The organism is Micromonospora citrea (genome assembly GCF_900090315.1).
Taxonomy (GTDB): domain Bacteria; phylum Actinomycetota; class Actinomycetes; order Mycobacteriales; family Micromonosporaceae; genus Micromonospora; species Micromonospora citrea.
Genome location: NZ_FMHZ01000002.1, coordinates 365,334 through 387,745, shown reverse-complemented (window position 1 = coordinate 387,745; position 22,412 = coordinate 365,334). Strand labels below are relative to the sequence as shown.

The 22,412-nt window shown below is 73.1% G+C and carries 22 protein-coding genes; 12 read left to right on the top strand and 10 right to left on the bottom strand.

What is annotated here, in order from left to right; all coding sequences use genetic code 11:
* Positions 1-2: 2 nt before the first annotated feature.
* Positions 3-968, bottom strand: coding sequence for a hypothetical protein (locus GA0070606_RS02055; RefSeq protein WP_218105939.1), 966 nt, complete (start codon positions 966-968; stop codon positions 3-5).
* A gap of 197 nt (positions 969-1,165) precedes the next feature.
* Here GA0070606_RS02055 and GA0070606_RS32845 point away from each other — a divergent pair, with 197 nt between their 5' ends.
* The gene (locus tag GA0070606_RS32845; RefSeq protein ID WP_141721518.1) at positions 1,166-2,368 is read left to right on the top strand and encodes an outer membrane protein assembly factor BamB family protein; all 1,203 of its coding nucleotides are present in this window, start codon (positions 1,166-1,168) and stop codon (positions 2,366-2,368) included.
* 79 nt (positions 2,369-2,447) lie between these two features.
* Complete coding sequence (locus GA0070606_RS02040; RefSeq protein ID WP_091094791.1) at positions 2,448-3,188, top strand: hypothetical protein; 741 nt, start codon at positions 2,448-2,450, stop codon at positions 3,186-3,188.
* A gap of 81 nt (positions 3,189-3,269) precedes the next feature.
* On the opposite strand, the gene GA0070606_RS02035 is transcribed toward GA0070606_RS02040, so the two are convergent.
* The 3 genes from GA0070606_RS02035 to GA0070606_RS02025 all read right to left on the bottom strand — a co-directional run bounded on the left by GA0070606_RS02035 (position 3,270) and on the right by GA0070606_RS02025 (position 5,141).
* Entirely contained in the window at positions 3,270-3,758 is a 489-nt protein-coding gene (locus tag GA0070606_RS02035) for a GNAT family N-acetyltransferase (RefSeq protein ID WP_091094790.1), read from the bottom strand.
* 276 nt (positions 3,759-4,034) lie between these two features.
* Positions 4,035-4,466, bottom strand: coding sequence for a DUF4267 domain-containing protein (locus tag GA0070606_RS02030; protein WP_091094789.1), 432 nt, complete (start codon positions 4,464-4,466; stop codon positions 4,035-4,037).
* 36 nt (positions 4,467-4,502) lie between these two features.
* Positions 4,503-5,141, bottom strand: coding sequence for a hemerythrin domain-containing protein (locus tag GA0070606_RS02025; RefSeq protein ID WP_091094788.1), 639 nt, complete (start codon positions 5,139-5,141; stop codon positions 4,503-4,505).
* A gap of 112 nt (positions 5,142-5,253) precedes the next feature.
* Between GA0070606_RS02025 and GA0070606_RS02020 the strand changes: the two genes are divergently transcribed.
* From GA0070606_RS02020 to GA0070606_RS02000, 5 genes are all read left to right on the top strand, one after another.
* On the top strand, positions 5,254-8,727 hold the full coding sequence (locus tag GA0070606_RS02020) for an ATP-binding protein (protein WP_091094787.1): 3,474 nt from the start codon (positions 5,254-5,256) through the stop codon (positions 8,725-8,727).
* Positions 8,728-8,989: 262 nt separating this feature from the next.
* Complete coding sequence (locus tag GA0070606_RS02015) at positions 8,990-10,171, top strand: MFS transporter (protein ID WP_091094786.1); 1,182 nt, start codon at positions 8,990-8,992, stop codon at positions 10,169-10,171.
* A 99-nt stretch (positions 10,172-10,270) separates the two neighbouring features.
* Positions 10,271-11,332: a hypothetical protein gene (locus GA0070606_RS02010; protein WP_091094785.1), complete on the top strand. Its 1,062-nt coding sequence runs from the start codon at positions 10,271-10,273 to the stop codon at positions 11,330-11,332.
* A 27-nt stretch (positions 11,333-11,359) separates the two neighbouring features.
* Complete coding sequence (locus tag GA0070606_RS02005) at positions 11,360-12,004, top strand: histidine phosphatase family protein (RefSeq protein ID WP_091094784.1); 645 nt, start codon at positions 11,360-11,362, stop codon at positions 12,002-12,004.
* Positions 12,001-12,777, top strand: coding sequence for a glycosyltransferase family 2 protein (locus tag GA0070606_RS02000; protein WP_176737194.1), 777 nt, complete (start codon positions 12,001-12,003; stop codon positions 12,775-12,777). Before GA0070606_RS02005 ends, GA0070606_RS02000 begins: the two co-directional genes overlap by 4 nt.
* Positions 12,778-12,827: 50 nt before the next feature.
* Here GA0070606_RS02000 and GA0070606_RS01995 read toward each other — a convergent pair whose 3' ends face one another.
* The 6 genes from GA0070606_RS01995 to GA0070606_RS01965 all read right to left on the bottom strand — a co-directional run bounded on the left by GA0070606_RS01995 (position 12,828) and on the right by GA0070606_RS01965 (position 18,747).
* Entirely contained in the window at positions 12,828-13,352 is a 525-nt protein-coding gene (locus tag GA0070606_RS01995) for a hypothetical protein (RefSeq protein ID WP_176737193.1), read from the bottom strand.
* A gap of 105 nt (positions 13,353-13,457) precedes the next feature.
* On the bottom strand, positions 13,458-13,985 hold the full coding sequence (locus GA0070606_RS01990) for a GNAT family N-acetyltransferase (protein ID WP_091107153.1): 528 nt from the start codon (positions 13,983-13,985) through the stop codon (positions 13,458-13,460).
* Between the two features lie 384 nt (positions 13,986-14,369).
* Entirely contained in the window at positions 14,370-15,122 is a 753-nt protein-coding gene (locus GA0070606_RS01985) for a hypothetical protein (RefSeq protein ID WP_141721516.1), read from the bottom strand.
* A gap of 80 nt (positions 15,123-15,202) precedes the next feature.
* On the bottom strand, positions 15,203-15,631 hold the full coding sequence (locus tag GA0070606_RS32840) for an HflX-like GTP-binding protein (protein WP_218105938.1): 429 nt from the start codon (positions 15,629-15,631) through the stop codon (positions 15,203-15,205).
* Between the two features lie 54 nt (positions 15,632-15,685).
* Positions 15,686-17,677: an acyl-CoA dehydrogenase family protein gene (locus tag GA0070606_RS01975; protein WP_091107150.1), complete on the bottom strand. Its 1,992-nt coding sequence runs from the start codon at positions 17,675-17,677 to the stop codon at positions 15,686-15,688.
* Between the two features lie 512 nt (positions 17,678-18,189).
* Positions 18,190-18,747 carry a CGNR zinc finger domain-containing protein gene (locus GA0070606_RS01965; RefSeq protein WP_091094780.1) on the bottom strand — a complete coding sequence of 186 codons (558 nt, stop codon included), beginning with the start codon at positions 18,745-18,747 and terminating at the stop codon, positions 18,190-18,192.
* Between the two features lie 114 nt (positions 18,748-18,861).
* Between GA0070606_RS01965 and GA0070606_RS01960 the strand changes: the two genes are divergently transcribed.
* The 5 genes from GA0070606_RS01960 to GA0070606_RS01940 all read left to right on the top strand — a co-directional run bounded on the left by GA0070606_RS01960 (position 18,862) and on the right by GA0070606_RS01940 (position 22,139).
* On the top strand, positions 18,862-19,326 hold the full coding sequence (locus GA0070606_RS01960) for a VOC family protein (protein WP_091094779.1): 465 nt from the start codon (positions 18,862-18,864) through the stop codon (positions 19,324-19,326).
* 80 nt (positions 19,327-19,406) lie between these two features.
* Positions 19,407-20,321, top strand: coding sequence for a pyridoxamine 5'-phosphate oxidase family protein (locus GA0070606_RS01955; protein ID WP_091094778.1), 915 nt, complete (start codon positions 19,407-19,409; stop codon positions 20,319-20,321).
* Positions 20,318-20,512, top strand: a complete 195-nt coding sequence (locus tag GA0070606_RS01950; protein ID WP_091094777.1) for a ferredoxin — start codon at positions 20,318-20,320, stop codon at positions 20,510-20,512. Before GA0070606_RS01955 ends, GA0070606_RS01950 begins: the two co-directional genes overlap by 4 nt.
* A complete protein-coding gene (locus tag GA0070606_RS01945) occupies positions 20,509-21,735 on the top strand; it encodes an NAD(P)/FAD-dependent oxidoreductase (protein WP_091094776.1) in 1,227 nt (408 codons plus the stop codon). Before GA0070606_RS01950 ends, GA0070606_RS01945 begins: the two co-directional genes overlap by 4 nt.
* Positions 21,732-22,139 (top strand): nuclear transport factor 2 family protein, encoded by a 408-nt coding sequence (locus GA0070606_RS01940; protein WP_091094775.1) that lies wholly within the window; start codon positions 21,732-21,734, stop codon positions 22,137-22,139. Before GA0070606_RS01945 ends, GA0070606_RS01940 begins: the two co-directional genes overlap by 4 nt.
* Positions 22,140-22,412 lie beyond the last annotated feature (273 nt).

The following is a 22,412-nucleotide window of genomic DNA, read 5'->3' as shown; positions in this document are numbered from 1 at the left end:
TGTCATCCCTCGGGATCGTGCAGTGAGGTCGAGGACAGCAGCGACTGAAGCAGAGCGGGGTTGACGGTCGCCGGCCACCGCCGGGCCACCCCGGCGAGGAGGTCGGCGACCTGGACCCGCGGATCGTCGCGGGAGTCGACCATCACCAGCCCGGCCAGGGGCGACACGCCGGCCGGCAACGCCCCGGCCCTCCCGGCGTCCGCCGCCGATGGCCCGCCGTCGTCGGCCAGCACCTGCCGGAGGCGGGTCAACCGATCCGCCGTGAGGGCGCTCTGCTCGTCGTGGGTCACCAGCACCCGCCGCTGCCCACCGCTCCAGGACAGGACCGTCTCCGCCAGCGCCGGCAGCATCGGTTCCAACGGTGGCGGGATCGACCGGTCGTCGTCGAGCCTGGTCAGCACATCCCAGACGCGGGTCGGACTGAGCCCGCTGAGGACGGCATCGGCCGGTGCGCCGAGGCCGCGTCGTAGCAGCGCGTCCCTGGCCTGGAAGAACCGCTCCGCGTTGCGGGGACCCGGGCGCCGCCGCTTGATCCGGACCAGGTCGACGAAGGCTGCCAGGAAGGCATCCCATTCGCCTCCGACGAAGCGCCCGGCCCGATACACGGCGAGTGCGGCCGGACGGTGGGCCTGGGTCAGGCGGGTGCCGGCCGCGTACGACGGCTCGGTCAGCAGCAGGTCGACGATCCGGGTCACGAGGAAGAACTCCTTGTCGACCAGGTGGACGTGCGCACGGCCCTTCAGCGCCGCCAGGAACCACTCCAGCGCTCCACCCGCGCCCGGGCCGCGAAGGAACTGCCCGGACTTGAACTCGTACGGCGAGAACCGGAACCCGGACCGCAACGCGGTGATCAGGCCGATCGCCTCGTCCGCGCCCAGGTCGACACTCGCGTGCACGATCACCGGGGTCGGCGAACGGAGCAGATTGGTGCCCGAGAACCCGGACTCGTCGCAGGCGATCTCCACCACGGGGCCAACCACCGCACCCACCGGCGGTAGCCCGCCCTGAAGCGGCGATCTCACCACCGGTCCCTCCCCATGCCGCCCATGGTCACCCGCGCACCCTGATCGAACAAACCAATTGCGCACCGGGGGATCCACGACGAGTGGCGGGCCGAGCCGGTCGACTTCGTGTGCTGGGGCGGTCTTCCGGAGGCCTACGCGCGGTGGAACACCTGCGTCAGGCCCGCGCCGAACTGGATGCGACGACGGGCGGAGACACCGTCAGCTTCCACGACTACCGGGACAGTTTCGACGTCTCCGGGGCGCCCTCGGAGCTTGAGCGGCGTCAGCACCCTGTCGATACGTGGGATCATGCCGCCGTGGTGGATCAGTCGGTCAGCGTGTCGTGGTCGCGGCCGTTGCATCTGAGGTCGGGCCCGCAGGCGATGGCGGTGGCGTCCGGGGCCCTGGTCGTGGCTGAGCGGCACTCGCGTCTGGTCCGGCTGGACCCGCGCACCGGAACGCAGTTGTGGGAACAGCGCGTCGAGGATTGCTGGGGCACGGCCGTTGTCGCGGGCGAGCGCTGCCTGTACCTGAGCCAGGCGGGGGTCCTGCACTGCTTCGACCTGGGCGACGGACTGCGGTTGTGGTCCACCCCCGGCACGGGCCTGCGGCACTACGTCAGCGTCTGCGGCACCGACGTGCTGCTCGGCGGGTGGCGCGGCTACCGCCCGTTGACACGGGTGGCCCTTGCCGACGGCAGGCCGCTGCCGTTCGACGGCGCTGCGGTAGCCGGAGCGGGTCCACTTGCCTGGCCGCAGCCGGTTCGTCGCACGCCCGAGGGTGACTCCGCCGATGCGGTGCTCATCGCGGGCAGCGGCCTGCCGAAACTACTGGTGATGGCCGCCTCCGGCGCCGTTCTGGAACAGTGGCCGCTGCCGGAGCCGGTGGTCGTCTCCGATGCCGGTGGCAGCTACGGAACCAGCAACGACGGTCGTGTCACGTTCCTCAGCGGCCGGCGAACGGTGATGACCTTCCATCCGTCGCGCGGGGTGCAGGTGCTGTGGCGCCACCGGCGTGATCTCCGTCCGCAGAAGCCGATCCTGCACGGCGACACGCTGTGGCTCGTCGACGGCGCGGGCATCGCGGTCATCGACCTGAGATATGGTGCTGTCACCGACGTACGGCATCTGCGGCACGGCGGTGTCTGCGCCTCGGCCCTGGTGTCCGGCGTTGTGCTGTTCGCCTTCACGGACGGTTCGCTCGTCACCATCGACCGCGTCGGTAGCGTCGTCGCCCGCACGCGGCTGCCGGCGCGGGTCGACCGGCTGGTTCCCGCGGAAGACGGCCTGACGCACGCAATCGGGGAGGGCCACCTCGTCACGCTCGATGCGCCGACCGCGGCGACCTTCCCGGTCCGCCAGTGAGCATCCGACCGGTGCCATCGACCGCCGCGTGGACATATCTGATCGACGCCGGGCTGACCGCAAGGCAGGATGCCGATCCATGGCGAACGACGGGTCGACAACACCGCCGAGCCTGGCCACCTGGGCGGAGGTTGACCCGGCCCGATTCCCGTTCGATCCGGTCGAGGTGCCGGCGTTGGTCCGGACCGTGCCCCCCGCGGTCGGGCAGTCCGACCTGTGGGCATGGACCGAAGCCGTCAGCGCCGTGTTGTGCGACCGCTTCGGGCCATGGGCCTACCGCTGGTACTGGGCGCCGGACGAGTGGAGACAGTGGGACTGGATCAGCAGCTTTCCTCCGCCTGCCGAGGCGCCGACGCTTGCCGTCGACTCGCTGCTGGCCTGGCGGCGGTGGCTGGAAGGGGTCGCCGAGCGGTTCGACCGGTTCCTGCCGTTGCTCGATCCGGTGAAGGCCGCCCGGCCGGGCGACCTCGCCGCCACCTGGGAGTCGGCTGTCGCGGACCTGATGCGGCTCGCCGTCGCACCCGTCGCCGACGACGACAGCTGGCAGGGCTGGTGCCGCATGGTCCTGCGGTGGCTGCTCACCGCCACCGGTGTTCCGGCGGAGACCGCGGAGACATTGGTCGACACAGCGGTCGACAAGCGCTTCGACGACTGGGTGCCGCTGCGCGCCAGCGATGTCGCCGACGTCGCCGAACGGCTCACCCGCGATGTGCTCAGCCTTGCCGGGATCGAGCCGGCCGCCGTTACCGACAACTGGCCGGACAGTTGGCCGCAGAGCTGGCCGACGTGGCGGGCGACGAACACGACGGGCCACGGGTAGGCAGTCGTGATCGGGCTCGGCAAGGGCGTCCGAGGTGCGGATCGCGGACAACGGTGGTCATGCGGATGGCGGGCCGGCTGGTCACGCGTGAGCAGCCGGATCGAACACCCAGTGGTTGGTCTGGAAGACGCGTCCCGCGAAGACCGTCTGCTCCTCACCGAGCAGGGCGAACCCGGCCGAGCGGCAGATCGCGTTCGACGCCGCGTTCGTCGTGCTCGGAAACGCGTGGATCAGCCCCCAACGTCCGTCCGCCCGGGCCAGCCCGAGAACCGCGCGAACGGCTTCGCCCGCCAAGCCTCTGCCCTGGAACTCCGGCAGGATCATCCAGCCGATCTCGGAGATGTCCCCGTGGGCGTAGAGCGTCACGGTTCCCGCCACCCGTGCGGAGCCGCCGGTAATGATCATCTTGATCCACGCACTGTCTGCCCGAACCGTGTCGAGGTCACGCTCGAGCTGACCAGCGATGCGGTCGGGCGACTGCGGGCCGCCGAGCTCCGTCATCATGACCGGATCGCCGCGCATGCGCAGATACGCGTCGAGGTCGGCCGGCTCCACGTCGCGCAGGCGCATCTCGGAAGCCTATCGGCAGCAACGCGGCGCGTGACAGCGACAGAGCGTCTCGAAGCCAGGGTGCGGGTCAGCCGGAACGTGGTGGGCGTCGACGGCCGGCCGGCCGAGCCGCCTCGACGCCGCGTTCGTCGGCCGGCACGGCGGCGTTCCAGGTGGCGTCGATGCCCTCGTGCGGCGGCGCGGCACGGTCTGGCGTTCCTGCCCTGCGCCGTGTCACTGACAGACCAGGGGTGGCCCGGCCATGATGCCGGGCCACCCCTGGGTGACGTGCGGGCGTCAGGCGGGCTGGGCGGCCCGCGCCGTGGCCTTGTGCGCTTCACGTGCCCTGCCGGTCTCGCGGAGGAGCAGCAGGCCGGTGACCACGATCAGCGCCGAGGTCAGGCCGTGGACGCCGAAGGCGGCGGCCAGGGAGCCGTGGTGGGTCAGTACGGTGATCATGTCGCCGAACGGGGCGACGGCCTCCATCAGCAGGACCCAGCCCAGGGCCCGGCGGTGGCCCGTCACCAGCAGGATGCCCATGGCCAGACCCGCCGCGATCTCGCGGAGGCCCTTCACGACCAGGAAGCCGCCGCCGTCGCCGGAGGGCCAGGTCGGCAGCCCGAAACCCGGAGCGGACGTCTCGGGGGTCAGGACGAAGGACACCCCGATGTAGAGGACGAACAGGGCGCCGGCGGTGGCCAGGACGGTGTTGACGCTCTTCAGCGACATGGGTTTCTCCTTGTGGTCGAGTGGGTGGGGGATGGGTCAGCCGCGGACGCGGCGGATGTGACGGGCGTAGCGGGGGCGGCCGACGGCGTGCCAGATGAAGCGGACCGGGGCGGGGAGGCCGCCGAGGACGATGGCGCGCTCTGCCGGGTTCGCGTCCTCCAGGACGGCGCCGAGGAGCGTCAGCAGGGTGAGCTTGGGAGTGTTGTTCACCAGGTGGCCGCCCAGGGAGGCCCACTCCCGCTCGGTGATGTGCTCGGCCGCGAGCGGGAGGAGGGTGGCCTCCTCGTCGTCGAGGTGCGTGAGCAGGACCGCGCGGTGGTCGGCGAGGGCGGCCACGAGGATGTCGCGTTCGTCGGCACCCGCCGTGGCCTCCCAGGCGGGGACGGCGGCGTCCAGCCTGGTCAGGGTGGCCGCGATGCGTTCGTGCTGGGCCTCCATGCGCAGGACGACGTCGGCCTCCAGGTCGACCCGGGCGAGGAGCGGCGGCCACAGCAGTTCGTCCTCGCCCTCGTGATGGTTGTGCAGGCCCAGCCGGTAGTCGCGGAAGTGGTCGGCGACCACACCGGCGCGAGCGGTGTCGCCAGGGGCGACGGCCGCGACTAGCTCCATCAGCAGCCGTGACTCCCGGCGGAGAACGCAGTGGACGATCTTCATCTCCTGGGTGTTGACGCTCATCTGCTCCTGCCCTTCCTCGGTTGCGACGTGTTCAGGCTGCTCCCGGGTGTTTGGAGGGGACTTGGAGCCGACTTGGGGGCGACTTGGGACAGCCCACGTACGATTGCCGATCATGGTCTGCATCCGGGTCCTGGGCTCGCTCGCGACCGAAATCGACGGCGAGACCGTGCACCTCGGCGGGCCGCGGCAGCGGAGCGTGCTGGCACTGCTGGTGACGGCGCGCGGGCAGGTCGTGCCGGTCGACCGGATGATCGAGGATCTGTGGCGCGGGGAGCCGCCCGCGCGGGCGCTGATGTCCCTGCAGGCGTACGTGTCCAACCTGCGCCGGCTGCTGGAGCCGGGGCGCCCGCCGCGCGCCCCGGCCCGACTGCTGGTGAGCGCCTCGCCCGGCTACGCGTTGCGGCTGCCGCCGGAGTCGGTGGACGCGTGGCGGTTCGAGGACCTTGTCGACCAGGCCCGCAGGACCACCGACCCGCGCGCCGCGCAGGCTCGGCTCGCCGAGGCGTTGGGGCTCTGGCAGGGACCGGCGTTCGCCGAGGTCGCCGACGAGCCGTGGTCCGCGGCCGAGACGGCCCGGCTGAACGAGCTGCGCCTGGTCGCCACCGAGCTGCACGTCGCGGCGGGTCTGCGAATCGGCGATCCCGCCGCGGTGGTCGCCGAGGCCGAACGCCTCACCCGCGACGAGCCGTTCCGCGAGGAGGGCTGGCGGCTGCATGCCCTGGCACTCTGGAGCAGCGGTCGCCAGGCCGAGGCGCTTGCGGCGCTCCGCCGCGCCCGTGGCGTCTTCGCCGAGGAACTCGGACTCGACCCGGGCCCGGACCTGACGGCGTTGGAGGACGCGATCCTCACCCGGCGAGCGGACGTCCTGCACGCGACCGTGCCCGTGCCGCCGCAGCCGTCACCACCGCTGACCGCCCCGCCGTCGCCGTCCGTTCCGCCGTCGCCGTCCGTTCCGCCGTCGCCGTCCGTTCCGCCGTCGCCGTCCGTTCCGCCGTCGCCGTCCGTTCCGCCGTCGCCGTCCGTTCCGCCGTCGCCGTCCGTTCCGCCGTCGCCGTCCGTTCCGCCGTCGCCGTCCGTTCCGCCGTCGCCGTCCGTTCCGCCGTCGCTGACCGCCCCGCCGCCGTCCGCGCCGCCGCTGCGGAACGCCTCCCTTCCCATGGCGGCTTCGAGCGTCGAGGCGCCGTTCGTCGGGCGCGAGGCAGAACTCGCGGCACTGGTCACGACGGCCGCCGAGGCCGCCGTCGACGGGGCCCGCATCGCCCTGGTCGCCGGCGAGGCCGGCCTCGGCAAGTCGACGCTCCTGGAACACCTCGGCAGGCGGCTCGAACGGGACGGTTGGCTGGTCGCGGTCGGCCACTGCCCCGAGGTCGACAACGCGCCGCCGGCGTGGGCCTGGACCGAGGCGCTCAGAGCCGTTGCCGCGACCACGCCTGCGGGCGCGTTCGCCGACGCCCTCGCGCCGCTGCTCACCGACACCGAGCCGGTGAACGTCGACGCGACCGCGGGACGGTTCCGCCTGCGCCAGGCCGTGTGGAGGTGGCTCGCGGCGGTCGCCGCGCAACGCCCGCTCGCCGTCGTGCTGGACGACCTGCACTGGGCGGACGCCGCCACGCTGGAACTGCTCGGCGGCGGCCTCGGCATCCGGGCACCCATCCTGGTGGTCGCGGCGTACCGGGCGGACGAGAGCGCCCACCTCGCCGGGACGCTGGCCTCCCTCGCGCGCGCCACCCCCGTCCGGCTCGCCCTGCGCGGCCTGGACGCCGCGGCCGTCGCGCGACTCGTGCGCGACGAGTGCGAGGCCGACGACGAGACCGTCGCCGCGATCGCCGAACGCACCGGCGGCAACCCCTTCTACGTGCGGGAGAGCGCGCGGCTGCTGAACGGCGAGGGCGCGCTGGTCGCCCTCTCCGAGGTGCCGCAGGGTGTACGGGACGTGCTGCGGCGCCGTCTCGCCCGGCTGCCCGAGGGCAGCGTAGCCGTGCTGCGGCTGGCCGCGGTCGCGGGCCGGGATAGCTCGGTGGACGTGCTGGTGCAGGCCGCCGACGCCGACGAGGACGGCGTGCTGGACGCGCTGGACGCCGGTGTCATCGCCGGACTGCTGAGTGAGCCCGAACCGGGGCGGGTGCGGTTCGTCCACGCCCTCGTCCGCGACACCCTCCTCGCCGACGTCAGCCGCCTGCGGGCGACGCGCATGCACGCCCGCGTCGCCGCCGCACTCGAAGCCACCGGTGACGTCTCGGCGCTCGCCCACCACTACGCGCGCGCCGGATCCCCCAAGGCGGTCGGCTACTGCGTCCGGGCCGCCGAGCTGGCCGAGGCGCGCTACGCGCACGACGTCGCGGCGGATCTCCTTACCGACGCGGTGGCGAACTCGACCGGCCCCGAGGAACGCGTCGACCTGTACGGCAGGCTGCTGCGGGCGCAGATCCGCGCCGGCGCCGTGGCCGCCGCCCGCGACACCCGTCGGCAGGCCGTCGAGTACGCCGAGTCCCTGGGGCGCGACGACCTGATGATCGCCGCGTTCACCGCCTGGACCGAGCCGACGCCATGGCAGTCCCGCCCGATCGGCACGGTGGACCGGCCCGTCGTGGACCGGCTGAGCCGCCTGCTCAGGCGCACCGACCTGGCCCCGGAGGCACGCGGCCGTCTCCTCACCGTCTACGCCGACGAACTGGCCGGCGAGGACGACCTCACCGTCCTCGCGGCGGCCCGCGAGGCGCTCGACCTGGCCACCGGGCCCCGTCTCCGGGCGGCGGCGCTGCAGGTCCTGATGCGTTACCACGCCGGATCGCCCGGACACGACGACCTCTGCCGTGAGCTGGTGCGGATCGGCACCGAGCACGACCTGCCCGTCTACCGGGTCACCGGGCTGCTCAACCACGCCACCGCCGCCGCCGGAGCCAACGATCCGACCACCATGCGCCGAGTGACCGCCGAGGCCCTCGACCTCGCGCGCGCCTACCGGATGTCCGAGGCGATCGGCGTCGCCGAGGTGGCCCTGGCGACCCTGGCCCTCATCGCGGGCCGGTTCGCCGACGCGGAACGGCTCTACACCGAGGCCGCCGACGGCATGCGGCGCGCCGGGTCCCCGCACGCCGCCGGGTTCCTCGGCCTCGCGCTGGCCACGACCTGGGTGAACAGCGGCACCCTCGGCGAGCACCTCGACGAGGTGCGTGCCCTCCACGAGGTGGTCGGCACGATCGCCTCGGACCTGCTGGTCCTCGCCCTGCACGCCAACGGCCTGGTCGCCGAGGCCCGACGGGCGCGCACCTCGGGCCCGATCCGGCCCGACTACTTCTTCACCTTCCTCACGACCTGCCGCGCGATGGCGGTCGTCGCCCTGGGCGACCGCGCTGCCGCCGAGGAGATCTACGCGGCATTGCTTCCGCACCGCGACGGCCCTCCGGCGGGCGCCACGAGCCTGGCAGTGGCGCTGCGCCCGGTGGCTCACACCCTCGGCGAGTTGGCGGTGCTCACCGGCCGCGACCACGAGGCCGCCGCCCACTTCGCTCGGGCCGCCACCATCGCCGACCGGTGGAACGCGCCCCATTGGGCCGCCGAGGCGCGGGCGCGAGCCACCGCCTGAACGACCGTCTCGGGCCGGGCCGGAGCGGGGCGTTCCGGGCCCGGGCGGCGGACCTGCCGGCGCGAGCCTGACCACCCGCACGTCGAGGTCCGGCGCTGCCGACGAGGGGTGCAGGAGACCGGCGGCCATTGACAACTATCGCTGCAAGTGATACCAAACGTACGCGAAGTGACAACGGGGGGTTGGTTCGGAGTGTTCCTGTCTCGCGCCGTCCGCATGCCGACGACGGCTCCGGAGCCGCACCGCACGACGACGGCCTGACGTGACAGGCCTGCGCCCGGTGTCCGCCGTCGGCGTCGCGCCGATCAGGGTGACCTTCCTGTTGCACGGCGCGGTGCAGGGCGTCTGGGCCGCTCAGATCCCCGCGGTTCGGGAGAGCCTGCGCCTGTCCACCGGTGACCTGGGGTTCGCGCTGCTGCTTCAGGTCGCCGGGGGAGTGGCGGCGCTGGCGTTCGCGGGTCCCCTGGTGCGGCGCCACGGCGCCACGGTGGCCATCCGCGTCGGCCTGGTGAGCTACGTCCTGGTGCTGCTCGCCATCGCGCTGACCCCCTCGTTCGCCGTCCTGCTCGCAGTGATGGTGCTGCTCGGCGCCACGGGGGCGGTGAGCGACGTGGCGATGAACGCCTACGCCGTCGCGGTCGAACGTGAACTGGACCGCCCGATCATGTCCGGTCTGCACGGGGCCTGGAGCGCCGGGTCGCTCGCCGCGGCCGGGCTCGCGGTGGCCGGCGCGACAGCCGGCCTCAGCGCCTCCGTTCTGCTCGTCATCGCGACGGTATCGCTGCTCGCCGTGGCCGTTCCCACGCTGCTCGGCGTCGTCGCGCTGAGCCGGACCCCCGGGCCGGCGACGCGACGGCGTGCGCCGCTGGCACCGCTGCTCGGCCTCGGCGCCCTGGCCGCACTCGCCATGTACGCCGAGGGCGCCGGAGCGGACTGGAGCGGCGTGTACGTCCACGACGTCACGGACGTCGCCGCGGGACCGGCCGCCGTGGGCTACGTCGGTTTCGCCGCGGCGATGGTGGCCGGCCGGCTGGTCGGCGACGCCGTCGTACGCGTCGTGGGGCCGGCGACAACCGCCCGCGTCGCGGCGATCGTGTCCGTCGTCGGGTCGGTGGTCGTGGTGGCCGCCGTGGCGGCTCCGATGGCCGTGGCGGGTTTCGTCCTGCTCGGCGCGGGACTGTCCGTGCTGGTGCCGCTGATCCTCAGCGCGGCGGGCCGGCACGCCGGGGCCCGGGACTCCGGTTCGGCCATCGCCACCGTCAGCGCGATGGGTTACGCCGGTTGGCTGGTCGCGCCCGTGCTGGTGGGCCAGGTGGCCGAGCTCGCGTCACTGCGCGTGGCGTTCCTGACGGTCGCACTCGCCGGAGTCGGGCTCGCGCTCGCCGCCGGCATGGTGGCCGCCGAGGGAACGCCGGAGCGGGGAGGTGAGGCCCGCGAAGCATGAAGCCGGCACGCGGTGACGGCGTGCCGGCCCGGCAACCGACCGTCGCACCCGCCCGGGCGATCGCACCGACCGCCCGACACACCTCCTGGGGAGTTACCGATGACCGCCTTCCTCTACCACTTCCACGGCCTGGGTCCGTACGACTTCTCCACCATGTCTCCCGACGACCTGGCCCCGCTCCAGCAGCTCGCCGCCGACCGCGACGTGGAGATAGTCCCGACGATCTACCTGCGCCGGGAGAAGCTTCCGGCGCTGCGCGCCCTCGTCGAACGCTACGGTGTGCTGTCCGCCGAGGGTGCCCTGCCGAACATCGCCGGCTTCGCGATCGAGGGCCCGCTGCTGGGTCCGGACGGCGGCATCCCCAGGAAGGGCAAGTGGCATCCGACGGCGGACGAGTGGCGCCAGCTCGCCGATCTCGGCCCGCACGGGCTGCGGTACGTGGTGATGGCCCCGGACGGCGCCGCGTTGGACGAGCCCCTCGACGACGGGATGACGTTCGCCGACCTGCTCGACCGCTGCTACGACAACGAGGTGCGGATCGCCGTCGGGCACTTCCACCGCGACGACCCCTACCGCAGCGCCCGGCGCGTCGGCGAGGTGCTCGACTACCTGCACTCCCGCTACGAGTCGTCGCCGTACCTCGTGCTGACCGATCACCTCTACAACGACATGCCCCGCACCTTCGCCCACGCCTGGCGGACCGAGGCGGCCCTGGCCCGCAAACCGGAGCAGCTCGCCGCGGTCATCGGCCCGACCTGGACGCGGCAGAACATCGCCGAGCTCCTCGGCCCGGTTCCCGCCGCCGTGCTCACCGCGGCGCTCGACGGCCGGCTCATGCCCTGCCTCAACTTCGACGGCCGCCACGTCGACCTGGCCATCTGCCGCCGCACGGTGGACTTCCTCGGCTGCGACCGGCTCATCGCGCTGACCGACCACACCGAGATCAACACGATGGCCGGCGAGGCGTTGACCCAGGACACCTACAGCCGGTTGCGGCTGCGCGACGACGGCGCCGTGGCGGCCGGCTCCTCCGGGTACGAGCTGCAGCGGGCGAACATGCTCTCGATCGGCCTGGACGCCACCCAGATCGACCAGCTCTTCCACCGCAATCCGAAGGCCGCGGTGGCCTACCGGCCGAAGCGACAGACCGCCCGGGTCTGACTTCCCACCGGAGAGAAGGGGCGCGACGTGCGTTTTGTCTTCCTGCGGCACGGTCGGACGGCGGAGAACACCGTGCGGCGAATCTCGACCCGGCGTCCCGGCCCGTCCCTGGACGCGACCGGCCGCCGGCAGGCCGCACTGGCCGGCCGGCGACTGGCCGCGCTGCCGAACGTGGTGGGCGTGGTGACGAGCCCACTGCGGCGGGCGGTCGAGACCGCGACCATCGTGGCGGCGGCGGTGGACGCGCCGATGCAGGTCGCCGAGGAACTGGCCGAGTGCGACGCCGGCGAGATCGAGGGACGCCTGCACGACGACATCGCCGCGCAGATCGACGAGACCTGGCACCGCTGGCTGCGCCTCGGTGACCTCGACCATCCCTTCTCGCCGGCGGGGGAGTGCGCCCGTTCCGCCGTGGACCGGGTGGGGTGCCTGCTCGAACGGCTCGACGACCGGGGCGGCCGGGACGACACCATCGTCCTCGTCGGCCACGGCACGCTGTTCCGGATCGTCCTTCCGCACCTGTGCGTCAACCTCACCCCGGAGTTCGTCCTCGCCGACCCCGGCATCGACAACGTCGAGCGGGTCGAGGTCGTTCGTGTCGCGGGATCCCTGCGCTGCGAGTCCTGGCGAGGCAACCCGCTGCCCGAGCCCATCCGGGCGACACCACGGTGACGGCGGCAGCTCGGCCGGTCCGCGTGTCCCTGCTGACCGCCGCCCACCCGCGCCGAACGGACTTCCTGCACGAGACGGCGGAGAGCATCGCCGCCCTGCGGTCGCGCCTGACGGGCTGTGGCGTCGGGGTCGAGTGGTGTCTGGTCGTCGACGGCCCCGGGGCCGACGACGCCACCGTCGAGAAGGCCGGCCCCGACCGGGTGCTGGCCCTGCCCGTCGCGCAGGGCGTGTCGGCGGCCCGCAACCACGCACTGGCGGCCAGCACCGGCGACTGGATCTTCCCGCTCGACGCCGACGACGTGCTCGACGTCGACGGCTTCGAGGCGGTGGCCACGACTCCGTACCCGGACGAGGTCGTCTGGGTGGCGACGAACCGTCGCTGGCTGGACGACCTGTCGCGTACGCCGCGATGGATCGACCAGCCGCGCCGCTGGCAGCGACACCAGCTGGAGGAGGAGTGGGTCTCGCCCTTCCCCTTCCACCCCAACAACATCATGGTCCGCCGGTCGGTGGCCCTCGCCGCCTTCGGCTGGCCCGGCCTCGGCGTCAACGAGGACGTCGGATTCTGCCTCAATGTGGCCGCCTCCGGACCGGGCCTGACCCTGCCCGCGGTGACCGTGCTCTACCGTCGCTGGCCCGGCCAGACCATCGTCAGGACGGGATACCACGACGCGAAGGTGCACGCCTTCGCGACGATCGAGGCCGCCGTCAACGCGCGTCGCGAGCAGGCGGGCATGACACCCATCAGCGCTCCACGCCCCAGCCCGCACTGAGGGACCGTCCGGGATGCCGTGCGAGAAGCGGCAGCCGGTGCCGACTCGCGTCACGCCGCGATGGGGTACCCGATCGCGGCGACGTCCTCGTACAGCCCGGAAACGGTCGCTTCCGCGTTGAGAGCCCGCACGACGACGTCGGTGAGCGGTCGGTGCGCGACAACGTGCTCGACCGCCCTCGGGTCCACGTCGACCTCGTGGTGGTCCTGCGCGAACGAGACGTACCGGTCGGCGATGTCGTCGAGCAGAATCTCGAGCAGGCCGGAGCCATCCGGGTCGGTGTCGTACGCTCCCCGGGGCTGGGGGAACGCGATGTGCTCGCCTGCGCGCCAGCGGTCGTCACCGGCAAGCCGCCACAGGACGGCGGTGGCCACGAACCGTCCCTCCTCGTCGCCGAACGCTGGTTCCTCGACCTGCGGGCGCAGCACTGCCGGGAGGCCGTCGAGCAGCCCGGGCCAGAGCTGGTGCACCGGGTCGCGGTACGGCGTCATCGCCGACTCGTGGTCGAACACGCGGATGAACGCGCCCCCGACGGTGAACACGACGGACCATTCGTCTCCGCTGCCGTTGTTCATCAGCGCCGCCTCGTCCTCACCCCAGGCGCGAAGCCGCGCGTGTGCCGCTACCCCGTCCTCGGAGCGCCGCCCCGGCGCCGCCGCCCGTGCCTTGCCGCCACCGCCCTACGGCTGCCCGGCGGCGTAACACCGGACCCTCACCTTCTGCTCCGGGCTCCACTGCTGTTCGACCGTGGCCAGCAGTCGCCAGCCGAGCCTCTCGTACAGCGCCACCGCCCCCGTGTCGGAGGCCACCACGTCGAGTACCGGATGCAGACCACGATCCCGAGCCTCTTCGACGGCCCGCGCCATGAGCAGCGCACCGAGCCCGTGACCGCGGGCCGACGGAGCGACGAACAGTCGGTTCACCACAACGGTCGCGTCGACACTCACGCGGGCACGAGCGGCCCACAGCGCAGGGGCCGCGTCTCCCGCGTCACTGCGGGACAAGCCGACATGGCCGGCCAGGCGCCCATCCAGTTCCGCCACCCACGAGGCGACGAGCGAGGGTGGGGTGAGCCATGCGTCCGGGAACTCCGGCCAGTTGACCGGATAGCCGTCACGCCCGTGGACCTCGGCCAGCAGCCGCACACAGCCACCGAGGTCACGAACGGTCCGCTCTCGGACACTCGCCGGCACCTCGACGCCGGACATGTTCCCGCCCCTCACGGCGGCATGGAAACACGGCCCGAGGCCGCGTGACCACGGAGTTTCGCAGTGCCCTCAGATGCCATCAACGGCAGCATCCAGGTCGCGGGACAACGCATCCAGGTCGGCAAGGTCCACGCCCGCAAGTTGGTGTCCGTCTGACGGTGCGGCCCGAGACGATCCGGCTCAGTCCGGTGACCGACGGTGGCACCGGCCTCGGCGCGGTGCTGCGCTCGACGTTTGACGGGCCGAGCATCGACTACGGGGTGAGACGACCGGTGGCACCATCACCGTGACCGGGCAGGGGGTCGAACCGCGCGACGCGGTGCCGGAGGGCGCCGGCGTCGACGTCACGTTCGATCCGGGGCGGGCATAACTGCTGACCCGGGACTAGCGTTCCGAGTCGCCGAGCCGCCGGCGGTGCGTGGCCGGGCTGCCGAGGACGTCGGAGGCGCGCGCGGCCGTCACCACGCCGGCGACCGCGAGGACCGTGACCAACCCGACGCCGAGCCACGCCCAGCCACGGTCCGCCCCGACCAGCCCCGCCGCCGTGCCCGGCGTCGTCGGGCTCGGCACGAGCAGGGCCGGCCCACAGCCTCGAAGCGGCCCGACCGAGACCAGCACGCCCCAACACCAGGTGAGCCCGGCGAAGCCGGCCCACGCCAGCCAACCCGCACGGGACGACCATCGCCGACGTGCGCCCACCACGACACCGATCAGCGCCCAACTCACGCACGACACCAGGCCGCCGACGGCTGCCGACAGGACGCGACCGTCGGCGAGCGTGGACAGGTCGAGCAGTCGCGCGTACTCCGGATTCGCCCGCAGCGTCAGCACGGCCAACGGCGCGACGACGGCAGTCCCGGCGAGACCGGCCGACAGCACCACCGAGCCGGCACGCCGCGACGCCACCGCCACCCGGTGGTCGGCCGCGAGGGCAGCGCCGATCGGGATGGCGGCCAGTTGGACGCCGTAGTGTCCGGCCGTGTAGAGGTTCGCCAACGCGGGCAGCACGTGCCGGTCGGCCTCCGCGCTGTGCGCTGCGGCCTGCAGATCGAACATCGCGTTCTGCGCCCACAGCACGTCGAACCACCCGCCGACGAGCAGGACCGCACCGAGCGCCGCGGCGATCATCAATCGCACAGCGGCACCTTAACGGTTCGCGGTCCCGGGCGGCATCGCCGCCGAATCCGACGGTGCGTCGTGGCCCGCGAGTGATCGCACTACCGGCGGCGTCTGAACGCCCGGCCACGGCCGGCGCGGCGGTGCGTTCGGGTGGGGTCGCCCGTGGCGACATGCGCTGACGCGTCGAGGTCGCCCTCGGTCAGCGCCGGGCACCCGAGTCGGGCCGAGAGCCATCGGCGCTGGTAGCTGCTCAGTTCGTTGACGAAGACGACGGCGTCGACGTGCTCCCGCGAGCAGTTCGCGACGATCTCCTCCAGCTTTCCCGTACCGATCAGGAAGCGACGCGACAACGGCCCGGTCATCAGTCGTACCCCGCCGTCGGAGACACCCCTGCGCTGGACGAACCGGCCCAGCACCCGCCATCCCCGCGCGGTCACCCGCGCCTCCAGCGCGTCGAGGCGCTCCCGATGGTCGCGGTCCTTCGCCGAGAACAGGCCCACCAGCAGCACGGAGCGGACGACGATCAACCGGACACCACCCAGGTCGGCGGGAACATCGCGGGATGCCCGGATCCCTCGTGCCTACGCCGGGACTGCCTGCGGATCGCCGGCCGCGTCATGGGCGGCCATGGTCTCCTGGCGGCCGGGTTCCTCACGCAGTATGGCGCAGTGCAGCCAGCTGTCCGGGATGGCGAACCCGTCCACGAGCGTCCGCATGTGCGGGCGCAGCTCCTTGAGCAGGCCGTTCACCACGCCGGTGATCGCCTTGGAACGCGCCGGCGTGAGCCGACCGTGCTCCAGGAACCACCCCTTGTCGGCCTCGATGACGCTGAGCGCGTACAGGTCGCAGACCCGGTCGAGCAGCGCCCGGACCGCCGGGTCCGCGACGTCCTCGATGCCGGCGACGAACGCCTCCAGGGTGACCCGGTCGACGTGCGCGGCGGCGACGGCGAGGACATGGTCCTGGACGTCGTTGAAGATGTCGAACGGGCGGTCCTTCTTGCTGGCCGCGCCGTTGCGCAGGCGCCGGACCGCGCTGTCGAGGAGGTGGCGTTCGCGGTCCTCGAAGACCTTGAGCTGCCAGCCGCGGTCGGTGACGGCGACCTCCTCGTCGCGGCCGGGCACGGCGCCGATCAGCCGCTCGATGAGCGACCGGGCGGCGGTACGCTCCAGCACCATCTCGCGGACCTGTTCGGCGACGAAGGAGGCGCGCCCCCAGCCGTCCAACGAGCCGAACTCGTCCCGGTAGCCGGTGAGCAGGCCCTTGGCCACCAGTTGCAGCAGCACCGTGTTGTCGCCCTCGAAGGTGGTGAAGACGTCGGTGTCGGCCTTGAGGCTGGGCAGCCGGTTCTCGGCCAGGTAGCCGGCACCGCCGCACGCCTCCCGGCACATCTGGATGGTGCGGGTCGCGTGCCAGGTCTGCGCGGCCTTGAGACCGGCCGCCCGGGACTCCAGCTCCCGTTGCCGGTGCTCGTCGACCGGCCCGTCGCCGCCCTGCACCTCGTCGAGCGCGACGACCAGCTCGGTCTGGGCGAAGTGCAGCGCGTACGTGGTGGCCAGGGCGGGCAGCAGCTTGCGCTGGTGGGCCAGGTAGTCGTTGAGCAGCACCTCCCGGTCCGCGTCGGGCGTGCCGAACTGGCGGCGGATGTCGCCGTAGCGCACCGCGATGGTCAGCGCCGACTTGGTGGCCGCCGACGCGGCGCCGCCCACGCTCACCCGGCCGCGGACCAGGGTGCCGAGCATGGTGAAGAACCGCCGGGAGTCGTTCTCGATCGGGCTGGAGTACGTGCCGTCCTCCGCGACCTGGCCGTACCGGTCCAGCAGCATGTCCCGCGGCACCCGGACGTGGTCGAAGCTGAGCCGCCCGTTGTCGACGCCGAGCAGGCCGGCCTTGGCTCCGGCGTCACCGATGGTCACGCCGGGCACGGGGTTGCCCTGTCCGTCGCGGATCGGGACCAGCCACGCGTGTACGCCGTGCCGCCGGCCGTTGGTGATCAGCTGCGCGAAGACCACCGCCATCCGCCCGTCCCGGGCCGCGTTGCCGATGTAGTCCTTGCGTGCCGCCTCGTGCGGGGTGTGCAGATCGAAGGTCTCTGTCCGCGGGTCGTACGTGCAGGTGGTGCGCAGTTGCTGGACGTCGGAGCCGTGGCCGGTCTCGGTCATAGCGAAGCAGCCGAAGATGTCGCCCGCGATGATGTCCCGCAGATAGGCGTCGTGGTGCCGTGCGGTGCCGAGGGCGGCGACCGCCCCGCCGAACAGACCCCACTGAACGCCCGCCTTGACCATCAGCGACAGGTCGACCTGCGCGAGCATCTCGGTGGCGACGATCGAGCCGCCGACGTCGCCGCCGCCGCCGTACTCGGTGGGGAAGGCCGACGCGATGCCCAGCTCGACGGGGAGCTCGTGGAGCAGCCGGGTGATCCGCTCACGTGCCTGATCGCCGGTCTCGCCGTACACCGGGAGGAAACGCTCGTCGAGGTGATCGCGGTGCGCGTTGCGAACCTTGGCCCACGGGCCGTCGAGCGTTTCCTGCAGGCGGGCGAGGTCGATGCGGCCAGACACGTGATCGGGCATGGTCACCCCTCGAATAGCGGACATATGCGCACAGTCTGTACCCGATCAAGGGTACCGGCCGCCACGGAGATCCGCTGAGGGGCCGCGGTGAGACGGGGAACACCCCACCCCGCGTGTCATGTTGTCGAGGTCGTGCCCGCCGGCGTCCCACCGGGAAGCCGATCTTCATCGGCGCCACGTCGACGGCCGACGGGAGCCGGCCCGGCGGCACCGACCAGCGGCGGCGGCCGGGACGTGGTCCACGCATGTCGTGCTGGGGTTGAGGGCGGTGCCGGTGGAGAGTCCTACGTGGAGGTCGGCGTCGACCAGCGAGGCGTGGTGGTCCCAGTTCCAGCGCGGGCCGGGATCGGTGTGGTCGCTGCCCGGCATGTCGTGGTGGCCCTTGGCTGCGGTGCGGCTCTTCGGCAGGCCGCACTTGTCGCGCCGGTAGCGGGTGAGCGGCGGGCACCGGCTGGGCGGGCGGTGCGGCGCCGACCGTCCCGGGGCGGTGGCGGAGCGCGGGGGCGGTGGCCTCAGCCGGCCGGGCGTCGGGTGCGCGCGTAGTGCCGGGCGGCCTTGGCCCGGTTGCCGCAGCCGGCCATGGAGCACCAGCGGCGACTGCCTTTCGGGCTGGTGTCGTAGAAATGCAGGACGCAGTCCGGATGGGCGCAGCGCCGCACCCGGTCGGGGCGCTCCGCCAGCAGCGTGAGGTAGGAGTCCGCCGCCTGCCAGGCCGTCAGGTGCGCGGGGTCGTCGACCCGCGCGGTGGTCGTCGGCCCGTCCGGCCCGACGCTGCGCGTGAGGTGCCCCCGGGCGAGCACGGCGTTCAGGTCGGCGATCGCCGTCGGCGAGGTCGGGTCGGTGACATGCGCCCGGATCGCCTCGCGCGCCACCAGCAGCGCCTGGCGGACCGGCTCGGTGGCCGGGCGGTGGGAGCGGTCGTTGCTGGCCAGCCAGACCCGGGTGCCCGCCAGGTCGCCGAGCAGGTCATGCGGGCCCTCGGCGTCCACCCAGATCGTGTTGAGCAGGTCCAGGCCGAGCGGTTCGCCGACGAGTGGACGCGGATCGCGCACTCGTCCCTCACCACTCATGTCGCCACCCTAACCCATGAGGCCGGCTTGACGGGTTGCGTTCTAACCCTTAGCGTGATGATCACCGGTTAGAAAGCGTCGGATGATCCGGCGCGACCGCATCGAAGGAGTCCCATGACCACGCTCGCCGCCCCGACCGCCCTGAAGACCGGGCATGTCGGGCTCAACGTCACCGACCTCGCCCGCTCGCTCGACTTCTACCGGGCGGTGCTCGGGCTCGAAGTGCAGGCCGAGGGCAAGGAGGAGGGACGGCGCTTCGCGTTCCTCGGCCGCGACGGGCACCTGCTCGTGACGCTGTGGGAGCAGTCGGAGGGCCGATTCCCCACCGACCGTCCCGGGCTGCACCACCTGTCGTTCCAGGTCGAGTCGATCGCGGAGGTGGAGGCCGTCCAGGCGACCCTGAAGGCGCTCGGCGCGGAGTTCGCGTACGACGGCGTCGTCCCGCACGGCGAGGGAGCCTCCTCCGGCGGCGTGTTCTTCGTCGACCCCGACGGCATCCGGCTCGAGGTGTACGCCCCGACCGGGGCCGACCCGGCCGCCGCCCCGGTCAGCGGCGTCCCCACCTGCGGCTTCTTCTAGGCCCGGCCAACGCGGTGCCGGCCCGTGCCGCCGGGTCGGCGCCGCCGCTCCTGCCGATCGACAGCCGGAAGGAGGCTGTGATGGTCCAGTACCACCCCGGGGAACTCGCCGCGCAGCGGCGGGCGGGAGTGGCCGAGCAGGCGGAGTACTCCCGCCTCGCGATCGGCACGACGCTTCCGCCGCCGGCCGTGCAGTTCCTGACCGAACAGCCCATGATCGTCGTCGGCGCGGCGGACGACGACGGGCGCATGTGGGCGACCCTGCTCACCGGGCCGGCCGGCTTCGTCAGCGCCCCCGACGAGCGGACGGTCGACGTCGAGGCGCGTCCGGTGCCCGGCGACCCACTCGCCCCGGTCCTCGCCCGACCGGCCCAGGTGGGTTCGATCGCCATCGAGGCCGGCACGCGACGCCGGATGCGGCTCAACGGCGTCAGCCACCCCCGGCCCGCCGGGCTCCGGATCATTGCCGAGCAGGTGTACGCCAACTGCCCCAAGTACATCCAACAGCGGACCCCGCAGCGCGCCGCCGACACCCGACCGACCGCGCCACCGGTCGTCGGCGAGACCCTCACCCCGACCCAGCAGGAGTTCGTCCGGCGGGCCGACACCTTCTTCGTGGCCACCCGCTCGGCGGCCGGTGCGTGCGACGCCTCGCACCGGGGCGGCAACCCCGGCTTCGTGCAGGTGCTCTCGCCCGCCCGGCTGCGCTGGCCGGACTACGTCGGCAACGCCATGATGATGACCCTCGGCAACCTCCAGCAGGACCCGGCCGCGGGCCTGCTGCTGGTCGACTGGCTCTCCGGCACGACCCTGCACCTCAGCGGCGCCGCCCGGGTCGACTGGGACCCGGCCGTGCCGATGCCCGGCGCCCAGCGGGTGGTCGACTTCCGCGTCGAGCGCGTCGTGCAGATCGACCACGCCAGCCCGCTCACCTGGAGCGCGCCCAGGTACTCACGCTTCAACCCCACCCTCGATCCGGAGGCGACCAAGCCATGACCGTGACCGTCGACCTCGACCTGTGCCAGAACCACGGCCAGTGCGTGTACGCCGCACCCGAGGTGTTCGCGTTCGACGAGGACGAAGTCCTGACCTACGAACCGGAACCGCCACGGTCGCGACACGACCAGGTGCGCGCCGCCGTCGCCGCCTGTCCCGTCCGCGCCATCCGCCTGGTGGGCGAACCATGAGCGATCCGCGCCGGATCGTGGTGGTCGGCGCGTCGCTGGCCGGGCTGCGTGCCGCCGAGGCGCTGCGACGGTCCGGCTACGCGGGCGAACTCGTGCTGGTCGGCGACGAGCCCCACCCGCCGTACGACCGACCGCCGCTCACCAAGCAGGTCCTCGACGGCGGGTGGCGGCCGGATCAGACGACCCTGCCCGTCCCGGCGGGGCTCGATGTCACGTGGCGGCTGGGCGTGGCCGCCGGCGGGCTCGACGTCTCCGCCCACGTGGTGCGTCTCGCCGACGGCACCCGGCTGCCCTACGACGGGGCGGTGCTCGCCACCGGAGCGCGCGCCCGGCGCTGGCCCGGTCCCACGACACCGGCCGGCGTACACACCGTCCGGGGGCTCGACGACGCGACCGCGGTGGCCGAGGCGCTGCCCCGGGCCGACCGGCTGCTCGTCGTCGGGGCCGGCTTCCTCGGCGGGGAGGTGGCCGCGGCGGCCCGCGCCCTCGGCGTCGCGGTGACCCTCATCGAGCCCCGGGAGCTGCCGCTGCTCGCGCCCACCGGCCCGCACGTCGGACGGTTCGTGGCCGCCCTGCACCGCGCCAACGGCGTCGACCTGCGGCTCGGCGTCGGGGTCCGGGCCCTCACCGGCAACGGCCGGGGCGAGCTGACCGGAGCCGAGCTGACCGACGGCGCCCGCGTCGCGGCGGACCTGGCGGTCCTCGCGCTCGGGGCCGAGCCGAACGTCGAGTGGCTCGCCGGGTCCGGTCTGCTCGTCGACGCAGGGCTGGTCTGCGACGGGTACTGCCGACCCCTGCGACACGACGGACGGCCCGCGCCGGACGTGGTCGCCGCGGGGGACCTGACCCGGTGGCCGCATCCGCTGGCCGGCGACGAACTGGTCTCGCTCGGGCACTGGAGCAACGCCGTCGAGCAGGCCTCCGTCGCGGCGCAGACCCTGCTGCGGCCCGACACGTCGCCCGGCTACCGGCCGGTGCCGTCCTTCTGGTCGGACCTGTACGGCGTGCGGATGCGCTCGGTCGGGCTGCCACACCTCGCCGACACCACGGAGGTGGTCGAGCACGACGACGCCAGACACCGCCTGGTCGTCACGTACCACCGCGACGGCCGGCTCGTCGGCGCCCTCACCGCCAACCGGACCAGCCGGCTCGCCCACTACCAGGCGCTGATCCAGCGCCGCCTCACCGACCCGCAGCCCCAACCCGCCCGAGGAGCATCATGAGCACCCCGATCGTCCCCCCGTTCACCGCCGAGACCGCCACCGAGAAGGTACGGATCGCGCAGGACCTGTGGAACACCCGTGACCCCGAGCGGGTGGCCCTCGCGTACACGGTCGACAGCCGCTGGCGAAACCGCGACGAGTTCCTCAGCGGACGCGACGAGATCGTTCGCTTCCTCACCCGCAAGTGGCAGCGCGAGCGCGACTACCGCCTGGTCAAGCAGCTCTGGGCCTGGACCGACGACCGGATCGCGGTGCGCTTCGAGTACGAGAGCCGCGACGCGGACGGGCAGTGGTGGCGCAGCCACGGCAACGAGCTGTGGCAGTTCGCCCCGGACGGGCTGATGGCCGTCCGCGACGCCAGCATCAACGACTACCGCATCGAGCCGTCGGAGCGGCGCCTCTGACGCGCCCGGCGGGCCACCGGGGGCGGGACGCCGGAGTGGTCGCACTCGCGGACCGCACCCGGGGCCGGGCGTCGGGGCGGACCCGGGTCCCGTCGTGAGCGGTGCCGGTGGCGGCCGGACGAGAGACTCCCGCGCGGCGGCCACCGCCGGCAGTTCACGTTTCGGGTCGCCCACGACGGCTCGTTCGTGCAGGTGGGCGACTCGCCACCGGGCTGACGCGGTGGGGATCCGGCACATGATGAATTTTGTTACATCAATGCGTTGATCAAATAT

Bases quoted from the DNA above. Each gene is read 5' to 3' on its own strand.
- GA0070606_RS02040 (WP_091094791.1), top strand. From the start codon at position 2,448: ATGGCGAACGACGGGTCGACAACACCGCCGAGCCTGGCCACCTGGGCG.
- GA0070606_RS02035 (WP_091094790.1), bottom strand. From the start codon at position 3,758: ATGCGCCTGCGCGACGTGGAGCCGGCCGACCTCGACGCGTATCTGCGC.
- GA0070606_RS02030 (WP_091094789.1), bottom strand. From the start codon at position 4,466: ATGTCGCTGAAGAGCGTCAACACCGTCCTGGCCACCGCCGGCGCCCTG.
- GA0070606_RS02025 (WP_091094788.1), bottom strand. From the start codon at position 5,141: ATGAGCGTCAACACCCAGGAGATGAAGATCGTCCACTGCGTTCTCCGC.
- GA0070606_RS02020 (WP_091094787.1), top strand. From the start codon at position 5,254: ATGGTCTGCATCCGGGTCCTGGGCTCGCTCGCGACCGAAATCGACGGC.
- GA0070606_RS02010 (WP_091094785.1), top strand. From the start codon at position 10,271: ATGACCGCCTTCCTCTACCACTTCCACGGCCTGGGTCCGTACGACTTC.
- GA0070606_RS01995 (WP_176737193.1), bottom strand. From the start codon at position 13,352: ATGAACAACGGCAGCGGAGACGAATGGTCCGTCGTGTTCACCGTCGGG.
- GA0070606_RS01990 (WP_091107153.1), bottom strand. From the start codon at position 13,985: ATGTCCGGCGTCGAGGTGCCGGCGAGTGTCCGAGAGCGGACCGTTCGT.
- GA0070606_RS01975 (WP_091107150.1), bottom strand. From the start codon at position 17,677: ATGCCCGATCACGTGTCTGGCCGCATCGACCTCGCCCGCCTGCAGGAA.
- GA0070606_RS01965 (WP_091094780.1), bottom strand. From the start codon at position 18,747: ATGAGTGGTGAGGGACGAGTGCGCGATCCGCGTCCACTCGTCGGCGAA.
- GA0070606_RS01960 (WP_091094779.1), top strand. From the start codon at position 18,862: ATGACCACGCTCGCCGCCCCGACCGCCCTGAAGACCGGGCATGTCGGG.
- GA0070606_RS01955 (WP_091094778.1), top strand. From the start codon at position 19,407: ATGGTCCAGTACCACCCCGGGGAACTCGCCGCGCAGCGGCGGGCGGGA.
- GA0070606_RS01950 (WP_091094777.1), top strand. From the start codon at position 20,318: ATGACCGTGACCGTCGACCTCGACCTGTGCCAGAACCACGGCCAGTGC.
- GA0070606_RS01945 (WP_091094776.1), top strand. From the start codon at position 20,509: ATGAGCGATCCGCGCCGGATCGTGGTGGTCGGCGCGTCGCTGGCCGGG.
- GA0070606_RS01940 (WP_091094775.1), top strand. From the start codon at position 21,732: ATGAGCACCCCGATCGTCCCCCCGTTCACCGCCGAGACCGCCACCGAG.